The organism is Aestuariimicrobium ganziense (genome assembly GCF_015352975.1).
In the GTDB taxonomy this organism is placed as follows: Bacteria; Actinomycetota; Actinomycetes; order Propionibacteriales; family Propionibacteriaceae; genus Aestuariimicrobium; species Aestuariimicrobium ganziense.
The window spans coordinates 143,566-160,370 of sequence record NZ_JACYIZ010000004.1 but is presented as its reverse complement, the minus strand read 5'-3'; the positions used below and the strand labels follow the sequence as shown (position 1 = coordinate 160,370).

Annotated in this window: 13 protein-coding genes; 2 read left to right on the top strand and 11 right to left on the bottom strand. The window is 67.9% G+C overall.

Annotated features, from left to right (window positions below):
- Positions 1-29 precede the first annotated feature (29 nt).
- Positions 30-1,862, bottom strand: a complete 1,833-nt coding sequence (locus IE660_RS08890; protein ID WP_203568004.1) for an ABC transporter ATP-binding protein — start codon at positions 1,860-1,862, stop codon at positions 30-32.
- 2 nt (positions 1,863-1,864) lie between these two features.
- Positions 1,865-2,800 carry a glycosyltransferase gene (locus IE660_RS08885; protein ID WP_203568003.1) on the bottom strand — a complete coding sequence of 312 codons (936 nt, stop codon included), beginning with the start codon at positions 2,798-2,800 and terminating at the stop codon, positions 1,865-1,867.
- Between the two features lie 68 nt (positions 2,801-2,868).
- Here IE660_RS08885 and IE660_RS08880 point away from each other — a divergent pair, with 68 nt between their 5' ends.
- Positions 2,869-3,795 carry a hypothetical protein gene (locus IE660_RS08880; protein ID WP_203568002.1) on the top strand — a complete coding sequence of 309 codons (927 nt, stop codon included), beginning with the start codon at positions 2,869-2,871 and terminating at the stop codon, positions 3,793-3,795.
- On the opposite strand, the gene IE660_RS08875 is transcribed toward IE660_RS08880, so the two are convergent.
- The 9 genes from IE660_RS08875 to IE660_RS08835 form a co-directional block, all read right to left on the bottom strand.
- Positions 3,771-4,676 carry a glycosyltransferase family 2 protein gene (locus IE660_RS08875; protein ID WP_328701910.1) on the bottom strand — a complete coding sequence of 302 codons (906 nt, stop codon included), beginning with the start codon at positions 4,674-4,676 and terminating at the stop codon, positions 3,771-3,773. The two genes, IE660_RS08880 and IE660_RS08875, sit on opposite strands and share 25 nt — an antisense overlap.
- A gap of 11 nt (positions 4,677-4,687) precedes the next feature.
- Positions 4,688-6,847: a glycosyltransferase family 4 protein gene (locus tag IE660_RS08870; RefSeq protein WP_235997282.1), complete on the bottom strand. Its 2,160-nt coding sequence runs from the start codon at positions 6,845-6,847 to the stop codon at positions 4,688-4,690.
- Positions 6,847-7,908 (bottom strand): glycosyltransferase, encoded by a 1,062-nt coding sequence (locus IE660_RS08865; RefSeq protein ID WP_203568000.1) that lies wholly within the window; start codon positions 7,906-7,908, stop codon positions 6,847-6,849. Before IE660_RS08865 ends, IE660_RS08870 begins: the two co-directional genes overlap by 1 nt.
- Positions 7,908-10,157: an N-acetylneuraminate synthase family protein gene (locus IE660_RS08860; RefSeq protein WP_328701909.1), complete on the bottom strand. Its 2,250-nt coding sequence runs from the start codon at positions 10,155-10,157 to the stop codon at positions 7,908-7,910. The genes IE660_RS08865 and IE660_RS08860 overlap by 1 nt, the downstream gene beginning before the upstream one ends.
- A gap of 92 nt (positions 10,158-10,249) precedes the next feature.
- Positions 10,250-11,260: a prephenate dehydrogenase gene (locus tag IE660_RS08855; RefSeq protein WP_203567999.1), complete on the bottom strand. Its 1,011-nt coding sequence runs from the start codon at positions 11,258-11,260 to the stop codon at positions 10,250-10,252.
- Positions 11,251-12,258 (bottom strand): CgeB family protein, encoded by a 1,008-nt coding sequence (locus tag IE660_RS08850; RefSeq protein ID WP_203567998.1) that lies wholly within the window; start codon positions 12,256-12,258, stop codon positions 11,251-11,253. The genes IE660_RS08855 and IE660_RS08850 overlap by 10 nt, the downstream gene beginning before the upstream one ends.
- Positions 12,255-12,794, bottom strand: coding sequence for an acyltransferase (locus IE660_RS16395; RefSeq protein WP_203567997.1), 540 nt, complete (start codon positions 12,792-12,794; stop codon positions 12,255-12,257). The genes IE660_RS08850 and IE660_RS16395 overlap by 4 nt, the downstream gene beginning before the upstream one ends.
- Complete coding sequence (locus tag IE660_RS08840) at positions 12,791-14,062, bottom strand: O-antigen ligase family protein (protein WP_203567996.1); 1,272 nt, start codon at positions 14,060-14,062, stop codon at positions 12,791-12,793. The genes IE660_RS16395 and IE660_RS08840 overlap by 4 nt, the downstream gene beginning before the upstream one ends.
- Before the next feature lie 4 nt (positions 14,063-14,066).
- The gene (locus tag IE660_RS08835; protein WP_203567995.1) at positions 14,067-15,554 is read right to left on the bottom strand and encodes a polysaccharide biosynthesis tyrosine autokinase; all 1,488 of its coding nucleotides are present in this window, start codon (positions 15,552-15,554) and stop codon (positions 14,067-14,069) included.
- 161 nt (positions 15,555-15,715) lie between these two features.
- Here IE660_RS08835 and IE660_RS08830 point away from each other — a divergent pair, with 161 nt between their 5' ends.
- Positions 15,716-16,801 carry an acyltransferase family protein gene (locus IE660_RS08830; RefSeq protein WP_203567994.1) on the top strand — a complete coding sequence of 362 codons (1,086 nt, stop codon included), beginning with the start codon at positions 15,716-15,718 and terminating at the stop codon, positions 16,799-16,801.
- The last annotated feature ends 4 nt before the right edge of the window (positions 16,802-16,805 follow it).

The window sequence follows — 16,805 nt, the reverse complement described above, 5'->3', positions numbered from 1 at the left end:
ACAGGATCCGACGCTCGACCGTGGAGCCCTCAGGAGTTGACATCGTCTGCCTGCACTTCGGAGCCAGCTTGGGCGGGTGCATCCAGAGAGCCCAGCTCGACCAACCGGTTGAAGGCGGCCGACTGCTCCCTGACCTCGGCGAAGGTACCGCTCGCGCTGACCCGCCCATCCTCGAGGAAGACAAGCTGGTCGACGCTACGCACCGTCGAGAGTCGATGCGCCACGATCAAGGTGGTGACACGACCGCGCAGCGCCTCGACGGCTTTGGCCACATGATGCTCCGTCTCGTTGTCAAGCGCTGACGTGGCCTCGTCCAGCACGAGGACGTTCGGGGCACGGTACAGAGCTCGGGCGATCCCGAGGCGTTGCCGTTGACCGCCGGACAGGCGCGAACCTCGCTCGCCGATGCCCGAATGCAGTCTTCGAGGCAAGTCCCTGACCAAGGAGTCCATCTGCACGGCCCTCAGTGCGTCCCAGACGCGCGCCTCATCGGCCTGGTCGGGCTCGACGCCGAAGGCAACGTTCTCCAGGATGCTCTCATCAAGGATGTAGACGTCCTGGGGGACGTAGGCCAGCATCTGGCTCCACTCGAAGTCTGTGATCGGTGTGCCGCCGTAGCGGACGTTACCGGTCGTGGGTTCGATCAATCCCAGGATGATGTCAACCAGCGTGGTCTTTCCGGCGCCGCTGGACCCGACGATCGCCAGTGAGGTGCCAGCAGGCACATTGAGGCTGACCCCGTTCAACACCGGGGTATGCCCATCGGGGTAGCTGAAGGTCACATCATCGACCTCCAGGGATCCAGCGCGGGCGGTCGAACCTTCCGGCGATGACTCAGGTGCCAGACGCTGCAGTGGCTGGCGCAACAGGTCGGCGGTGATGGCCAACCCTGCCCGTCCGTAGTTCACGTTGCCGATCGTGGCCGACATGCCGCTCAGTGTGGGGAGGATCTTCATGGCGGCGGCCACGAAGAGCGTCAGGGACGGCATCATCGCGCCCGGGTCACTGGCGGTGAGTGAGATCACGATCAGCAGGATCGCCATGCCCCAGATGGTGACGACCTCGAGCACCTGCTTGGGCACCTGGGCGAGGAAGTTCACCCGTCTCGACGTCGCTTGCACCTGCTTGTTGGCGTCAGCGTACCGGTGCAGGAAGTGCCCCTCGGCCCGGTGCATCTTGACCTCGCGGAAGGCGCCAACAGCCTGCAGCATCGCCTTGCTCAACCGTGCACCCGCCTGGTTCGCGAGCAGCCCGGCCGACTTGTTCGGGTTCACCAGCAGGCGGTCAATCAGCAGCATCGTGATCGCGAAGTAGACGATGGCAACCAGAGTGGGTACCGGCATCGTCACCAGGAGCAGAGAGATGATGACCAGCACCGACAGCACCTGGGTTGCCAGAGAGGCAAGGCCTCCGATCACCCGTCCGACTCCGTCGGAAACCGACTGCCCGAGCGCCCTGGCGATCTCGGCCGTGTTTCGGCGCCTGTGGGCCAGGTAGTCCTCAGCCAGGAAGTGCTGGAGCAGCTTCTGCTGGGTCTGGGCGATCATCCGGTTGTTGAAGCCCAGGCTCCACCACTGCAGGCGAAGAGAGAACAACGCCTTGGTCAAGAAGGCCAACATGACGCCTGCGGCGAGTTCCAGCACCAGGACCTGTCGGCTTGGCTCACCCAGCAACGACCAAATCTTGCCGAGGTAGCCACTGCTGAGGTCTTCGCCCGTCAGCACCTGCATCAGGGGGAACAGCGCAGCCAAACCAACGAGGTCGAAGAAGGACGCAAGCAGCTGGACCAGGACAAGGAGTACTTGGCGGCGCCGATCCTCGGGCGCCCATGATCGCAAGACGGTGATGACGTCAGCCCGCATGGTCAGTCCAACCCCACGCCCAGCTGACGGGCAGGAACTCGGCCCAGGAGCCGATGCTGAACCCAGCCCACGAGCAGTCCGCTCGACGTGCCGAGCCGTGAGGCAACCGCGTTCCAGTCGCGCGCCTTGGCTCCCAGCAGCATCAGAACCCCGGCGACGAGGCTGCGTACCGGGTTCAAGGGCCAAGCACCGCGCAGGTGGGGAGACCTGCTCCACGCGCCGAACCTCGCGCACTGGCGTGTGTGCATGAAACCGCGGTGGTAGCCCATGCGCAGCGTCTGCGCGGGCGTGGCCCGGTCGCGGTAGGCGATCCGCGCGACCGGGGAATGGGCGATGGCGATGCCAGCCTCGTTCAGTCGCATGGCGAAGTCGCCGTCGTCCGAGCCACGTCGGTATGACTGGTCGAACCCACGTAGGTCCCGCGCGACGGCGGTGAGCATCGCGCAGTTGCCGCCCATCATCACCGGGTACACCTCATTGGCCGTCGGTGGGGGCGGCGCGACATAGTTCGTGCCCTGACCGTCGATGCGCTGCCAGACCTCGTCGACCGTGGTGAAGACCTCGGCAGACATGTCTGCGGCCGAGCCCGACACCACGTCGTGGTCGGCCAGACAGCGCCACAGGTCACGCAGCCAGTACTGGCTGACGACGTCGTCGGCGTCGCAGATGGCGATGTGGTCGAAGCGCGCCTCGCGAATGCCCACGTTGCGGGCGTAGGAGACCCCCTGGTGCTCGCGCGCGGGAACCACGCGCAGGCTGGGCAGACGCGGCGTCCAGTGGTCGATCACGGGGCCGAGGTCATCGCTGGAGTTGTTGTCGACGACGACGACCTCGTAGTCGGGCACGTCGACCTGCCTGGCCAACGCCTCCAATTGCAGCCCGATCGTGTCGGCAGCGTTGTGGCAAGGGATGATGACGGTCACACCCGCCTCGCCCATGCGACCTCCCCGCTTCCCCCTGACAGAGGCCCATCCTGCCACAGGGGAGCTGAACTAGGGTTTCGACTGTGGAGCACCCCTTTCCCGTGGCTGAGCACCACCTGCTGCTGTCACCCCACTTGGACGACGCGCTGTTCAGCGCTTCGGAGCTGGTGTGTGCCGTCGACCCTGAGGTCTGGACCGTTTTTGCCGGCGTGCCAACCTCGCCAACCGCGACGGAGTGGGACCGACGATGCGGCTACGACGATGCCCAAGCGCTCATGCGTGACCGACGCGCCGAGGACGTCGAGGCCTTCGCCAGCGTCGGAGTGACCACTCACCAGCTTGACGCCCTCGAGCGGGCCTACGTCACACCGTCCGTACGAGCGAAGGACATCGAGTCCGTGACCCACAGCGTGGACGTCTGGGTGGCGGACCACCCAAGAGCAGTGATCTGGTTGCCGATCGGCGCCGGTGGACAGATGCCCGAGGGGCTCGTCGAACGAACGCGCTCGATGCTCAGCAGGTTTCGGGGAGACCAGACAGCCCAGGTCCCGGCCAGCTCACCGCCAGCTGCAGCAGCCCACACCTGCGTCCCCGTCCAGAGCAGCTCGCCCAGTCAGCTGAGGCGACTCGCCCAGCAGGTGCTGCATCGGCTGTACGTCCGTCGACGCCGCAGGGCCCAACGCCGCGGAATGCTGGCCAATGAAGACCACCTGGTGCTGCGTGATCTGGTGGTCGAGCGCTATCGCAGCGATCCCGGAGTGCGGATCGCGTTCTACGAGGAGTTGCCCTATCTGTGGTCGCGGCGCGGTGACGAGCAGGCAGCCACCACCTCGACCCGTCTGGGGGTCCGGCTCGAGAGCGCCGATGTCCCGGTCGACCGAGCGCGCAAGGCGCGACTGCTGGCCCACTACCGGACCCAACTGGTCGTGATGGATCCTGTGCAGCGGCGCCTCGAACAGGCCGACACCCTTCCCGTCACCGAGCGCTACTGGTGGGCCGAGCCCAGGTAACCCGCCCACACCGCCGACTCCACCACCCAGGCGACGGCCTTGCGCCCGATCGGTCGTGGCAACACGGGTAGGGCCAGGTCGACCGCTCGTCCCAGTCGCTCGACCCCGCTCCGACTCAGGACTCGCGCCGTGGCCCCGACCAACACGTTCCACGGGCTGCGCATGCTGGGGGCCGTGTCGCCACTGGTCCCGGCGCCATGGAGCGTGTCGAAGGTGCGGCGGGCCCGTCCGGAGTCGTAACCCCGCAACGCCCTGATCTCACAGGTGACCGACGCCATGTGGTGCAAGACCTCGGCGTCGGAGACCAGCACGATCGGCACCCCGAGTTGGTGCAGACGGTGACCGAAGTCGACATCCTCCCAGCCATACCCCTGGTAGGTGGCGTCGTAGCCGCCGACCTGGTCGAAGGTGGCGCGGGTCACCGACACATTCCCACCCCACAGCCGCCAGCGCTGGTCGGCGGGCAGTCCGTAGGCGTGGTTGCGGAACGAACGGTCGGCATGGCTGCCGTAGGCCCGCATGTAGGCGTTGTCGGGAGCGATGTTGAGCGGCAGGCCCACCGCTCCAACCGGTTCACCAGCCGCGTGCGCGGCCAGGTGTGCCGCCACGTGCCCCGGGCCGGGTTCAAAGTCGTCGTCGCAGCGAATCAGCACGTCACCGGTCGCCGCAGCGAACCCGGCGTTGAGGGCAGCCACTCGTCCTCGGTTGTCGGGGAACTCGATCAGAGTCAGGGGCAACTCATCGAACTCCTCGAGCACGGCACGACTGCCGTCGATGTCACCGTCGAGCACGACGACCGCGTCCCAGTCGGCGTGGCTCTGACTGCTGAGCGCCTGCATCAGACGCGGCAGACGCTCACGCCCCCCTCGGCTGGGGATCACCAGGGTGGCCCTCACTGGCCGACTCCGGCGAGGTCGTCGACGTGGCGCTGGATCGCCGCGCGGAAGGCAGCGGGCGAGAACTGCTCGGCGTGCTCTCTCACCGTCTGCTCCGACAGTGGCTCGCCGTCGAGCCTCTCGACTGCTGCCCTGACCTCAGCCGGCGTGGCACGATCGAAGAACCACCCACTCACACCCTCAACCACGGTGTCGAGGTAGCCACCGGCACGCAGGGCGAGCGTCGGCGTGCCGAAGGCGAACCCCTCGACCGGCGTGAGGCCGAAGTCCTCGTGGCTGGGGGCTATCACCGCGATGGCGTGGGTGTAGGCCCAGCGCAGTTGGGCGTCCGAGATTCCCTCGAGCATGGTCACGTTGGCGGGAAGGTTGCGTCGGAGCGTGGCGCCCAGCGGGCCGCGCCCGATGATCACCAGGTGCCGCTCGGGCATCTGCCGGAAGGCCTCGATCACCACGTCGACGTTCTTGTAGGGCATCAGTCGCGAGACCATCAGGTGGAAGCCGCTCGCCGCATGCTCAGGCAGCGGCAGCGGCTCCGTCACACCCTGGGGATCGATGCTGTGGGGCGGATGGACAACTTCGGCGTCGATGCCGTACACCTGCTTGATGCGCCGCTGGACGACGCTGGAGTTGGCCAGGTACCTGTCGGCAGATCGGGCGGCACGCTGGTCCCAGGCGACCAGGGCTGGCCTCAGGACCTTCAGTGCCCAGCCGCTCGGCGCTCGCCACCACGGGCGGCCGAGGTAGTCGTCGCTCAGGTAGAGGAACCGGGCTGGTGAGTGGCAGTAGACCAGCTTCTTCGCCGGCGTCCGCACGCCATGGGCGAAGCCGGTGGTCGAGACGATCAGCACGTCAGCGTCGCGTCCAGCGACGGTGGTGCTGAAGGCGACCGGGTACAGGCCGAGACCGAGCCGGAAGTTCCGCTTGAACACATCGATGCGGTCCATCCAACTGGTGTGGACATCCCTGGTCGCCAGTTCCGGATAAGTGCTGTCGGGCGCGTAGACCGACGTGGTCAGCTCAGCCTCGGGATAGGCCTGACTGAGGGTCAGCGCGACGCGCTCGGCCCCACCGCGTTGGGTGAAGTAGTCGTGGACGAGCGCCACCCGGGGTTCGGCCCTGGTGGGGCGCACACCGCCTGCCGGGCGGTTGAGACTGTCGAGCAGGTCGGCGAGCCGTCGACGTCCGGCCCGTGGGGAGAAGTGTTCGCTCCAGCGGTCGCGCATCGCGTCGAGCAGCCCCTCGTCAGGCTCGGTGGCCTGCTGGACAGCGCTGGCCAGGGCGACCGGATCGCCGGCGGGAACGACCAGCGGGTATCCCGGGCCAGCGACCTCGCCCAGCGCCCCTGCGTCAGAGACGACGAAGGGCACCTTGGCGGCCATCGCCTCGGCCACCACCAGACCGAAGGGTTCGCGCCAGACCGAGGGGAAGACGGCGACGTCGACGTCGGCGAAGAACTCGTCACGATCGATCCAGCCGCGCCGGTCGCACAGGTCACCCAGGTCGTGCAGAGCCTGATCGATCCGCTCGGCCTCAACCGGGTCGACGAAGCGGCTCTCGCCTGCCACGACGAGTCGGTACCGACCGGGCGTGCGCCGCTCCAGTTCCCTGATCGCCTCGCAGGCCACCAGCACACCCTTGTCGATGCTGAGCCTGCCGAGCATGCCCACGCGGATCGGCTGCTGGCGTGGACGGGCAGCCTGGGGCACGTCGTCGACCCAGTTCCACAGCACCGACGTGCCCGGGATCGCCGCGGCCATGTCATGAGAGGGAACGACGGTCTGCAGCACTCCCTGGCGAGCCACGCGCGCCATCAGCTTCTGGGCACCCGACGGATGCTGGTGCAACTCGACGATGCGATGGCGATGGCCGGCGGTCGCCAGGGCGGGGCGCAGTCCGTTGCACCACAGCAGGCCTTGGCGATGGCTGCCGTCCCAGGCGCGCAGACCCCGCAGGTAGTCGACGGTGGTTCGTCCGTGGATGCCGACGGTGTTGAAACCGCGTCGTCTGGACTCGTCCACCACGTCGCTCGGGTACTCCGGTGCGACCACGGTCACGTCGTGGCCGAGTTCACGCGCCGCCTCGGCGAGGGCGAACAGCATCACCTCTCCCCCGCCCATCGTGGGCTGGTTCGAGGCGAAGGTGATCGGCTGGCCCATCACACGCCCATCTGCTCGTAGACGGCGGCGATCTGCTCGGTCATCTGCCGCACGGTCGGGATGGTGTCGGGCAGCACCGGACGAGCGTTCAGGTCGAGAGCCTGCTCGATCGCGATCGCGGCGAAGGCGCCGTCATCGTCCACGCTGCCGATGCAGCGATCGGGGAGGATCTCGGGGTTGCCTCCGATCGGGCTGGCGGCCACGCCCATGCCCTGGGCCACCGCGTCGAGCAGGGTGTAGGAGAGGTTGTCGGACTGGGAGGGCTGCAGGATCACGTCGTGCTGGGCCATCGCCGCCGGGGCGTCGATGAACCCTGGGAAGGTGACCGAGTCGTCAATGCCAAGCTCACCGGCCAGCCGCTGCAGACTGTCAGCCTCGTCTCCGGACCCCGCGACCGTCAGCGTGGCCGCCGGGTGCTGGGCCAGGACGAGGGCGAAGACCCTCAGCGTCATGTCGACGTTCTTCTCAGCAGACAACCGCGACAACGACAGGAAGCGCAGCCCTGGATCACGCTGAGGGGGGTCGGCCGGTCGGTCGACCCCGTTGCGGATGACGGTGATGGGTCGGCGCGTCCGCCAGTAGCGGCGCATGTCTCGCTCGGTCGAGGCGCTGACCGCGATCAGTGAGTCGAAACGGGTGAGCCTGAGCCGGTGCACCGTCTCCATGGCCACCGCGCGGGCTCGGGTCGGGTGAAACATGTAGCGGTCCGGCGAGATGTGGTGCTCAGTGCTCACCAAGCGGGGCCGGCGCTCGGGGGCGGCCAACGCGGCCAGGATGTCGGCCCTGGCCAGGTGGGTGTGGACGATCTCGGGCCTCAGCCGACGCACCAGGGTTCGCAGGTTCCGGATGGCCGTCGGCGTCGAGACCCCTCCCCCAATGTCGACGGCAACGGCCACCCCACCCGCCGCGTTGACCTCGTCCAGCAGTGGGCCCCGGGGTGCTGCCACGACCAGGTCCCACCCGGGCACGCCGACGCGCGCCGTGTCGATGATGTGGCGGGCCACCCCGGCCAAGTTCGACACCGGTGCCACCCACAGCGCGGTGCGAGGTGTCGGTGGCATCAGAACCACTCCTCGAGCCGCTCCAGGGCAGTCCAGAACCCTTCCCCGTTGTTGGTGTGCCCCATCCAGATCTCGGGAATGAAGCCGACGCCGGGGCACCCGTCGTCGAGTTGCTGGGCCAGCAGCGGCCAGTCGATCTCGCCCTCCCCCACCTGGGGGCCTTCACCGTCGACGCCCTCGGCGTCGACCAGGTGCAGGTGCTCGGTGTGGGGGGCGAGGCGCTCCACGTACTCCGAGAAGGGGCGTCGGGTGAAGTTGGCGGCCAGCTTGGAGTGGGAGGTGTCGAGGGTGAGCCGGTGCCCGTACTGCTCGCAGAACTCCACGGTGTCGTCGAGCGCCATGAACAGGTTGTGGTACTGCTGGCCACCCATCAGCCACGGGAACGGCGGCAGGGTCTGGGCCGTGATCCGCACCTCGGAGGCGTCGATGCGTTCCAGGGCTTGGGCGATGCGGGCATACATCGCGGGACGGGCGCCCGGCTCGACGAAGCTGTCGGCGGTGAAGCCGCCCATGGTGGCGATCATGATCGGCGCCTGGTCGACGGTGAAGTGCTCGGTCAGGCTGCGGGTGATGTCGACCACCCGCTGCATCTCGACGATCGATCGCTCCCAGACCTGCTCGTCGGGGCTGGCCAGGTTGACGATGAAGTCACCGTCGTACAGGTCGGGCAGGTGCACAGTGAAGCCCATGTCGAGCTTGGTGTCGGCGAAGATCTCGTGCACGCCGAGTTCGACGTCCTTGTGCGACAGGTGGAACTCAAGGAAGTCGGGGGTGGCGACCTCGGTGAGGCGGGCGAAGTCGTGGTAGCGCACCGGGATGCCCCAGGGCCGGCGGAAGCTGTAGGGGCGGGGCCCGGACGCCACCTCGGCGAGGTCTCCGGGGTAGAAGAAGTCGCCCTCGTCGACGATCCGGTGGGCCCTGCGGCCGACCAGGTCGCCCAGCCGGTTGGGCTGCAGTCCTCGTCCCGGGGACTTGATGGCCACGTCGTCGGCGCTGATGGTCTGGCCCACCTCGATGCGGCGGGTTGCGATCAGTGACTTGGCCAGGGTGACCCGGTTCATCGACTCACCGGTCGAGACCGACCGCGGACGATCGCTGCCCATGGCTTCCTCGAGTTCGCGAATGCGGGCGGCCATGGTGGCGAACTCGGCCGGCAGCAGCGACACCTTGTGGTCGTTGCCTTCCAGACCGCGGTCGAGAGTGAAGTGCTTCTCGATGATCCTGGCGCCCATGGCCACCGCCGCCAGAGGGATGTGCCAGCCGCGCTCGTGGCCGGAGTAACCAACCGGGCCGCCGGTGAGTTCGCGCAGCCGGGTGAGGTAGCTGAGGTTGATGTCCTTGAATGGCGCGGGGTAGGTCGACTGGCAGTGCAGCATCGCCCAGGGCGAGCCCGACGAGCGCAGCAGTCCGATGGCCTCGGTGATCTCGTGCTCGGTCGACATGCCGGTCGAGACGATCAGCGGCAGCCCGGTGGCGAACATCTCGTCGAGCAGGGCGTGGTTGGTCAGGTCGGCGCTGGCCACCTTGAGGGCGGGGATGCCGTCGTTGGCGAGCACGCGCACCGAGGGGGCGTCCCACGGGGTGCAGATCACCTCGACGTCGCGTGCGCGGCAGTGGGCGAACACCTCGAGCATCTGCTCTGCGCTCAACGAGTACTTGGCCAGCAGCCCGAGGGTGTACTGGGCGCCGAGGTCCTCCCCGGCGGTCGAGGCGCCGCTCTGGCGATAGAGCGCCTCCATGTCGCGCAACTGGAACTTCACCACGTCGGCCCCGGCGCCGACGGCGAGGTCGACCAACTCGGTGGCCATCGCGACCGAGCCCTGGTGGTTGTTGCCGATCTCGGCGATCAGCAGGGCGGGGTCCTCGTCCGAGACCCGATGTCGGCCGACCTGCAGGTGGCGGCGGTCGGCGCTGGCGATCGCGACGATGCGTCGCTGCTCGTCGAGCAGGGGAATGTGGGTGATCCGGTTCGACAGCGCGGCCGCGATCTCGCTGGGTGCGGTGCCGAACGGCAGCCACGTGGCCCCTCGGTTGGCCACGCCGTCGATCGGCAAACTCAGGTCGGTGGTCTCGGCGCTGATCAGCCAGCGCCGCACGTCACCGTCGGAGACCGAGCCGATCAGGTGGCCGTGCGAGTCGGCGACGAACAGCACGCGCGCCTTGTTGGCCGAGATCTTGGTGAGCGCGGCCAGCACCGACTCTGAACCGTTGATGACCAGTGGCCCCACCTGACGATCCACCAGCACCACGATGGCCCCCTTTTGTTCGACCCCCGTACCTCGCCGCCCCCTGTGGCACTGCCACGATACCGAACCGGCGCTGACGGGCGCGTTGGGTGTTGTCACCCGACCTGCGAGGCGATGGTGCGCGCGGGCTCCTGGGCGAAGGCTGGGGCCTGTGTGGGCGCGTCTCCCCAGCGTTGGATGCCGACACGGCGCCACAGGTCTTCGACCCAGCGCGGTGGCGAGGGGTGGAACCCCCACGCGGGCAGGCCACGCGCGGCAGCTTCGAGGATGCCCGTGGAGAAGACCGACACCACCGGCTGGGACCTCTGTCGTAGCGCGACGCCGCTGTCGTCGAACGTGATGCCGGCCCGGCGCCACACCACGTGGATCGCGCGTGACACCACGTCGACCTCGGCCGGGTGTGGACGGTAGAGCGCCTGCTCACGCCGACAGAAGTCCCAGGCAGCGCGGGCATAGGAGTGACGCGGCAGTTCAGTGCCGTGCAGTTGCCCCAGGAAGAGCGCCGGGCCGTCGGCTGGCGCGGACACCGGATCGGTGGCCGCCTTCCACAGCAGTTGCGACCCGACTGTGACGACATCGACGTCACCTCGTCCGGAGCGCCAGAACTCCCCATCACCCTCGGTCCAGGCGGCCACCGTCGAGCCAGGCGGCAGAGGCGGTGCGAACGGGGTGAGCAGGCCGTGCTGGACGACGATGAACCTCACGCCTCGCCCACTGGCCCAGCGGTGCACCGGCAACGAGACAGCCTCGAAGCTGCCCGCCGACAGGACGGTGGAGATCGACGGCGGCAACTCCTCGACACCGGCGAGGGGGCGCGTCGTCCAGCCGGGTCTGGTGAGATGGGCCGGGAGCGGTCCGCGGGTGAGGATCGCGGCAGGCGCTGCCACATGGTCGAGCGGGGCGAGCAGGGCGTCGACGCTGGTGCCGCGTGCGACGTCGAGGGCCACCAGCACCCGCGGCTGGTCGCTGGTGTGATGCAGGTGCAGCGGAGCCTCGGGATGAGGTCTGACCCGGTTCTTCACGGCCGCCTTGACCTGACGAAGACGGTGGTGCGAGCGCTCCCATCGCTGCCAGGCGGCGAGGTCGGTCGGATGGATCAGACCCACAGCTGCTCCACCACCCGCGCACGTTGGGTGAAGGTGTGCTCGGCCAGGGCTCGCCGGGCGCCGGCTTCCCTGAGCGCCCGCATCCTGGTGGTGTCGCGCCTCACCCGTTGGGTCTGGTCGAGCAGTTCGTCGTGGTTTCGGAAGACCAGCACCTCCTTCTCGGGCTCGAACAGGTCTGCCACGTCGGGGCGGTCGATCAGCTGCACGGCCCCCACACCGGGAGCCTCGAAGGTGCGCATGGTGAACCCGTCCTGGTCACCGTGGATGTTGATGGTGGCCAGTGAGTCGCGCATCACCGCCCAGGCCTCGGTCAGGCTGATGTCGCGGTGGGCAGGAAGCCCTGTGGTGCCGACGCGGAAGGTGCGCAGCCGGTCGACCGGGTGCGCTGACCAGTCCCGCCCGTAAGCCGTCACCGGCACACCCGCCTGGTGCAGGTGGGTCAGGGCGGCTTCGCGGGAGTCGAACCGGGCGCCCACGAAGGTGATGTCGTCGGTGGGGCGTGGGGCACGCAGCGGACGGTGGGGGTCGTAGGCGTTCAGGACGTGCACCACCTCGGCCCCGGCAGCGCGCAGGCTGGCGGCATCGGCCTTGGAGTAGGTGGCCAACGGTCCCATGGCCGCGAGCGCCTCCAGGGAGTGCTCCATCCGTCGGATTTCGTCCCACAGCCACAGGCGGCGCGTCGCGCCGAGGTCGTCCACGGCCTGCCAGAAGTCGTCGGTGAGCGAGTCGCCCCTGATCACCAGGACGATGTCAGGCTTCGCGGCCCTGACCGCGGCGATCGCCCGTCGGGTGACCCGCTCGGCCGAGATGTGCTGGGGGCGCCCTCTGAGCTTGCCGGGCACTTCGTAGGCCAGCTTGTTGTAGATCTTCTCGACGTTGCTGCCGGCGTCGTAGCAGTGGGTGCTGGCCCGGTAGCCGAGGTCTTCGAAGCCGCGCTCGATCGAGCGCCAGTAGCCGGGGAAGCTGGGGGCGACCAGCAGGATCGAACGAGTGCTCATCCGATCACCCGGGCCGGGATGCCACCGACGACGCTGCCGGCCGGCACGTCCTTGGTGACCACGGCTCCGGCCCCGACTGTTGCCCCGTCGCCGATGGTCACTCCTCCGAGCACGGTGCAGTTCTGGCCGATGAACACGTCGTCACCGATGCGCACCTCGCCTTTGCCGGTGACCGCGTGGCGATTGCCGCGCTGGTGGTCGGTCGAGGTGATCATCACGTTGTCGGCGACGACGCAGCGGTCGCCGATGAAGACCGGGTCGATGGAGTGCACGTGCAGGCGGTGGCCGAAGTGGCAGGCGTGGCCGATGTGCAGTTCGCCCCGTTCGCCCTCGGTGGCCAGCCAGGCCCCGTCACGGATCAGGGTGCCGTCGCCGATGTGGATGCGCTTGACGCCCTGCAGCATGATCGGCGCGATCACCACCGCACCGCGGCCGACGTGACCGAAGCCTCGGCTGTAGAAGAGTCGGGTCATGAGTTGGCCGCGGCGGTAGCGCAACCCGGCAAGCTTCTCGAGCATGGTGCTGATCGGGCTCATGGCTCTCCTCGTGGGACTTGACGACCCGTACCGACCGGCGCGGCAGCAGCGGTCTCCTCGTCCCAGTCTGGGTCACTTCCGTCTGGCCTGAGCAGCAGTTGGCGAACCTCGTCGCTGACCCCTCTCACGAGGTGCTCCCCGACGGGGACGGCCAAGCGCGCCCAGATGGCGAACCCGAGGGCCAGTGCGGCGGCCGAGGTGAAGAAGACCTCGCCGAGCTTCCAGGCGCAGACCATCACGGCGCCGCAGGCAGCCTCGCCTGCCTTGACCCGTCGCGGCACCACGGCGCGGGGGCTCAACAGTCCAACCCCCACGAAGGCAAACATCCCCACGATGAGGATCGTCATCGGCCAACCCCCCTCGACCCTCAGCGCGAGGTAGGAGTTGTGAAAGAACTCCACACGCCCATTGGGCAAGGTGGCGACTGCGGTGGTCAACCCCATTCCGAACCAGGGGGCAGCCGCCACCTTCTCGTGCGAGGCCGCTTCAACCATCGACCGGAACCAGTCGGTCTGATAGCGGTTGGAGAAGACACCGATCCGGGCCAGCCGCTCCTCGGCGTAGAGCAGCCCGTAGACCAAAGCCCCAGCCAGCCCGAGTCTCAGCGCCCACACGAGTCGGTTGCGCATCAGGAACCACACCGCGGCCACGACGAAGGCCGAGATCGAGGTCCGGCTGCCGGTCAAGAAGAGCACGCCGCCCATCAGCACCGTCCACACGATCAGGTTGCGCGGCCGGCGGATCACGTAGAGACCGAGCGCATAGAGCACCACATACCAGAGTCCAGCGACGTTCTTGTCGCCGAACCAGCCAGTCAGGTAGGGAGGGTACTGGTTGGGGGTCAGTCCCGCGTAGAAGGCCAAGATGTTGACCACCAGGGTCGAGAACATCAAGCCCACCACAGCCGAATAGAGGTGAAAGCGGCCCTGAGCCACGGTGACGATCAGTGCACACAGCAGGCCAATACGTATCAGGCGATTGGTGTGGTCGACTCCTGCCAGGTGCGAGACCAAGGCCAGGTAGCCGAGCAGCATCGCCAGCCCCAGTGTGAGCACGCCCATCCCACGTACCCGGTACATCGGCTTGCGGAAGAAGGCGACCACCAACAGGAAGGCTGTCAGGGGAACACCCCCTGGAAAGCCGGGCATCAAGGGGAAGCGGTCGAACAGGAACAGCGAGAACAGGAACGCATCTGCGGGACGCAGCCGCTCCGCGAAGGCCCGCCACGCACTGGCTGACCCTCGCTCGCCCTCGACCGCCTCGGACACGGAGTTAGGCGTGCGCTCGGCGTGGAGCCTCGTCCACGTTCTCGGTGTCGGGATCCGGCGCGATGACCTCGGCCGCACCCTGCGACTTCTTGTCGCCGTAGTAGTTGCCGTAGTAGGAGTGGTACTTCCCGCTGACTCCGGCCCCATAGACCACCGAACCCAACGCCTTGCGGGGCGCGCGGTGCAGCACGGTACCGAACATGGTGGCGCCGACCTGGCTCATCAGCTTCATGCTCAGGCGCATCTGCTCCTTGTAGGTCTTGCCGACCCGCGAGACCAGGATGACGCCGTCGCAGGCGGCCGCCACCAGCCCGGGGTCGGTCACCGCCAGCACCGGTGGGGCATCAACGATGACGAAGGAGTCCTCGCTGAGTGTCTCGATCAGTTCTCGCATGCGCTGCGAGCCGACGACCTCGCTGGGGTTGGGGGGCACACGACCAGAGGGCAGCACGAGCAGTCGAGCATCGGGGGTGGGGTTCAGCGCATCCTCGAGGTCGATACTGCCGGCTAGCACCTGCGTCAGACCGACCACGTTGTCGAGACCAAAGATCTTGTGCTGCACCGGCTTGCGCAGATCGGCGTCGATCAGGACGACATTCTGCCCGGATCGAGCCATCAAGCGGGCGAGGTTCGACGAGATGGTCGACTTCCCTTCACCCGGGTTCGCGCTGGTGATCACGATCGATCGAGGAGGATCGTCAACGTTGACGTAGCGAAGGTTCGTCCGCAACTGCCGGAGCGCCTCGCCAGCCGGCCCCAGAGCCAAGCTCTGGCTCTCCCCCTTGGCGGTGCGCTGCTGGCCGAGTTCCTTGGTGTCCGGTACGACCGCCAGCACACTGTGACCAGTGAGTTCTTCGACATCCTTGGTGGTGCGCACCCTGACGTCCAGTTGCTTGCGCGTGAAAGCGATCAGGTAGCCCAACAACAGCCCGCCAAGGAGCCCTGCGCCCACCGCGATCGGCAGGTTCGAGGTGTCGAGGCGCCCTGCCCCGCTGGCCTGCTGGTAGGGGGCGATCTGCACGGTGACTCGGTTCGGGTCCTCCTTGAGGCCGTCCTTGCTGGGGCTCAGGGACTCCAGCCGGAACGCCTCGGCTGACAGGGCGCGCATGGCAGCGTTGGCCAGGGTCACCGAACCCTCGGGTGTGGGAGCACTGGCGACGATGCGAATCATGTTGGTCGAACCGACCACGCTTGCCCTGGCTGACCCCTGCGCGGCACCTGCCTGAGAGACGACGGCCGGGTCCTTCCCGATCCGGGCCCACACAGCCGTGGTGTCCATCAGTGAGACATAGGCAGCGGCCTTCTCCTGGGCTGCCGTACTCGACACGTACTGGTCGCCTGAGCCCACAACCACCACGCCGAGCGTGGTGGCCTGGTAGAGACTGGGGCGGGTCAAGGCGTAGGCCGCCCCGAGCGCACCGCCGATCAGGGCCAACGACAAGATGATGACCACGTTGTGCCGTGTGAGGCGCACGAAATCAAGCAGCGTCACTCAGCAACCCCCACATCATCGGCGCACCCCCGGCAGGCAGTCCGTGCAAGGAGTATAGGCAGCGACCCACCTGATGCTCCACAGCACGGGCCGAGCCACCCGCTGGCGGCACCTCCAGCGCGCCTTGTCAGCACCCCTCATCGCTGGGGGACAATCGGGACATGTCTGCCCCACCGACCGTCTCCACGGCCACGTCGCGAGACCATCGCGTCGATGCGATCCGTGGCGTGGCGATCGTCGCGGTGGTGTTCGGCCACGTGGTACGCGGGCTGATGGCCGCTGGGTTGGTCACCTCCTCGAGCGCACTGGGGCTCGCCAGTGAACGTGTTGTCTACTTCTTCCATCTGCCGCTGTTCGCGTTCGTCACCGGGGCCTTCATGGGCGCTTCCGTCGAGAAGTCCGGTCGGTGGAACTGGCTGAGGAAGCGCGAATGGCAACTGCTGTGGCCCTTCCTGGTCTGGACGGTGATCATGGGGGTCTTCTCGGTCGCCACGAGTCGCCTCAAGAACACCCCCACCACGTGGAGCGACGTCGTCACGCTGTGGCGCCCACTCGGGCACCTGTGGTACCTGCCATGGCTGATGCTCGCGACGGTGGCCGTGGTGCTGGCGCGCCCCTGGCGTCCGGGAGCGCTGCGATGGGTCGGCATGACCCTGCTGGCCGTTGCCTCACTGGCAGCCTGGGGGCGTGCCCCGGGCAACACCCTCGTCGACGGAATGGCGCTCCTGGTCTTCCTTGCTCTGGGCGGTTGGGTGGGTGCGCGACGACTCACGACTGCACTCGACACGGTCGGAACAACACGCCTGGTGATCGGGGGCGTTGCGCTCACCGCCGCAGGTGTCGCCCTCGGCTTGTTCACCCCGGCGGTGGCACCGACGGTGGCGAGCCTCGTCCCCATCACGCCCGCCGGCGTCGCCCTCGGAGTGCTGTGCAGCGCGGCGCTGAGCGCTGGGGTGTTGGCCCTGACCGCCGGCGCAGCCACGGCCGCACGACTTGCCGGGCCGTTGAGCCTGCTCGGACGGGAGTCTCTGGCGATCTATCTCGCCCACATCCTCGCCACCGCCGGCACCCGGATAGCGCTCGAGTTGGTCGGCGTTTCACAGGTGACCGTTCACGTGCTGCTGGGCACAGTGCTGGGCGTGGCGGCACCACTACTCTTGGTCGTGATCACTCGCAGGGTGCCGTGGCTGTTCGCTGCACCCCGGGTTCGGCAACTGACGACGGGCGGGGGCGCCGCCAGGAGGTAGTCCA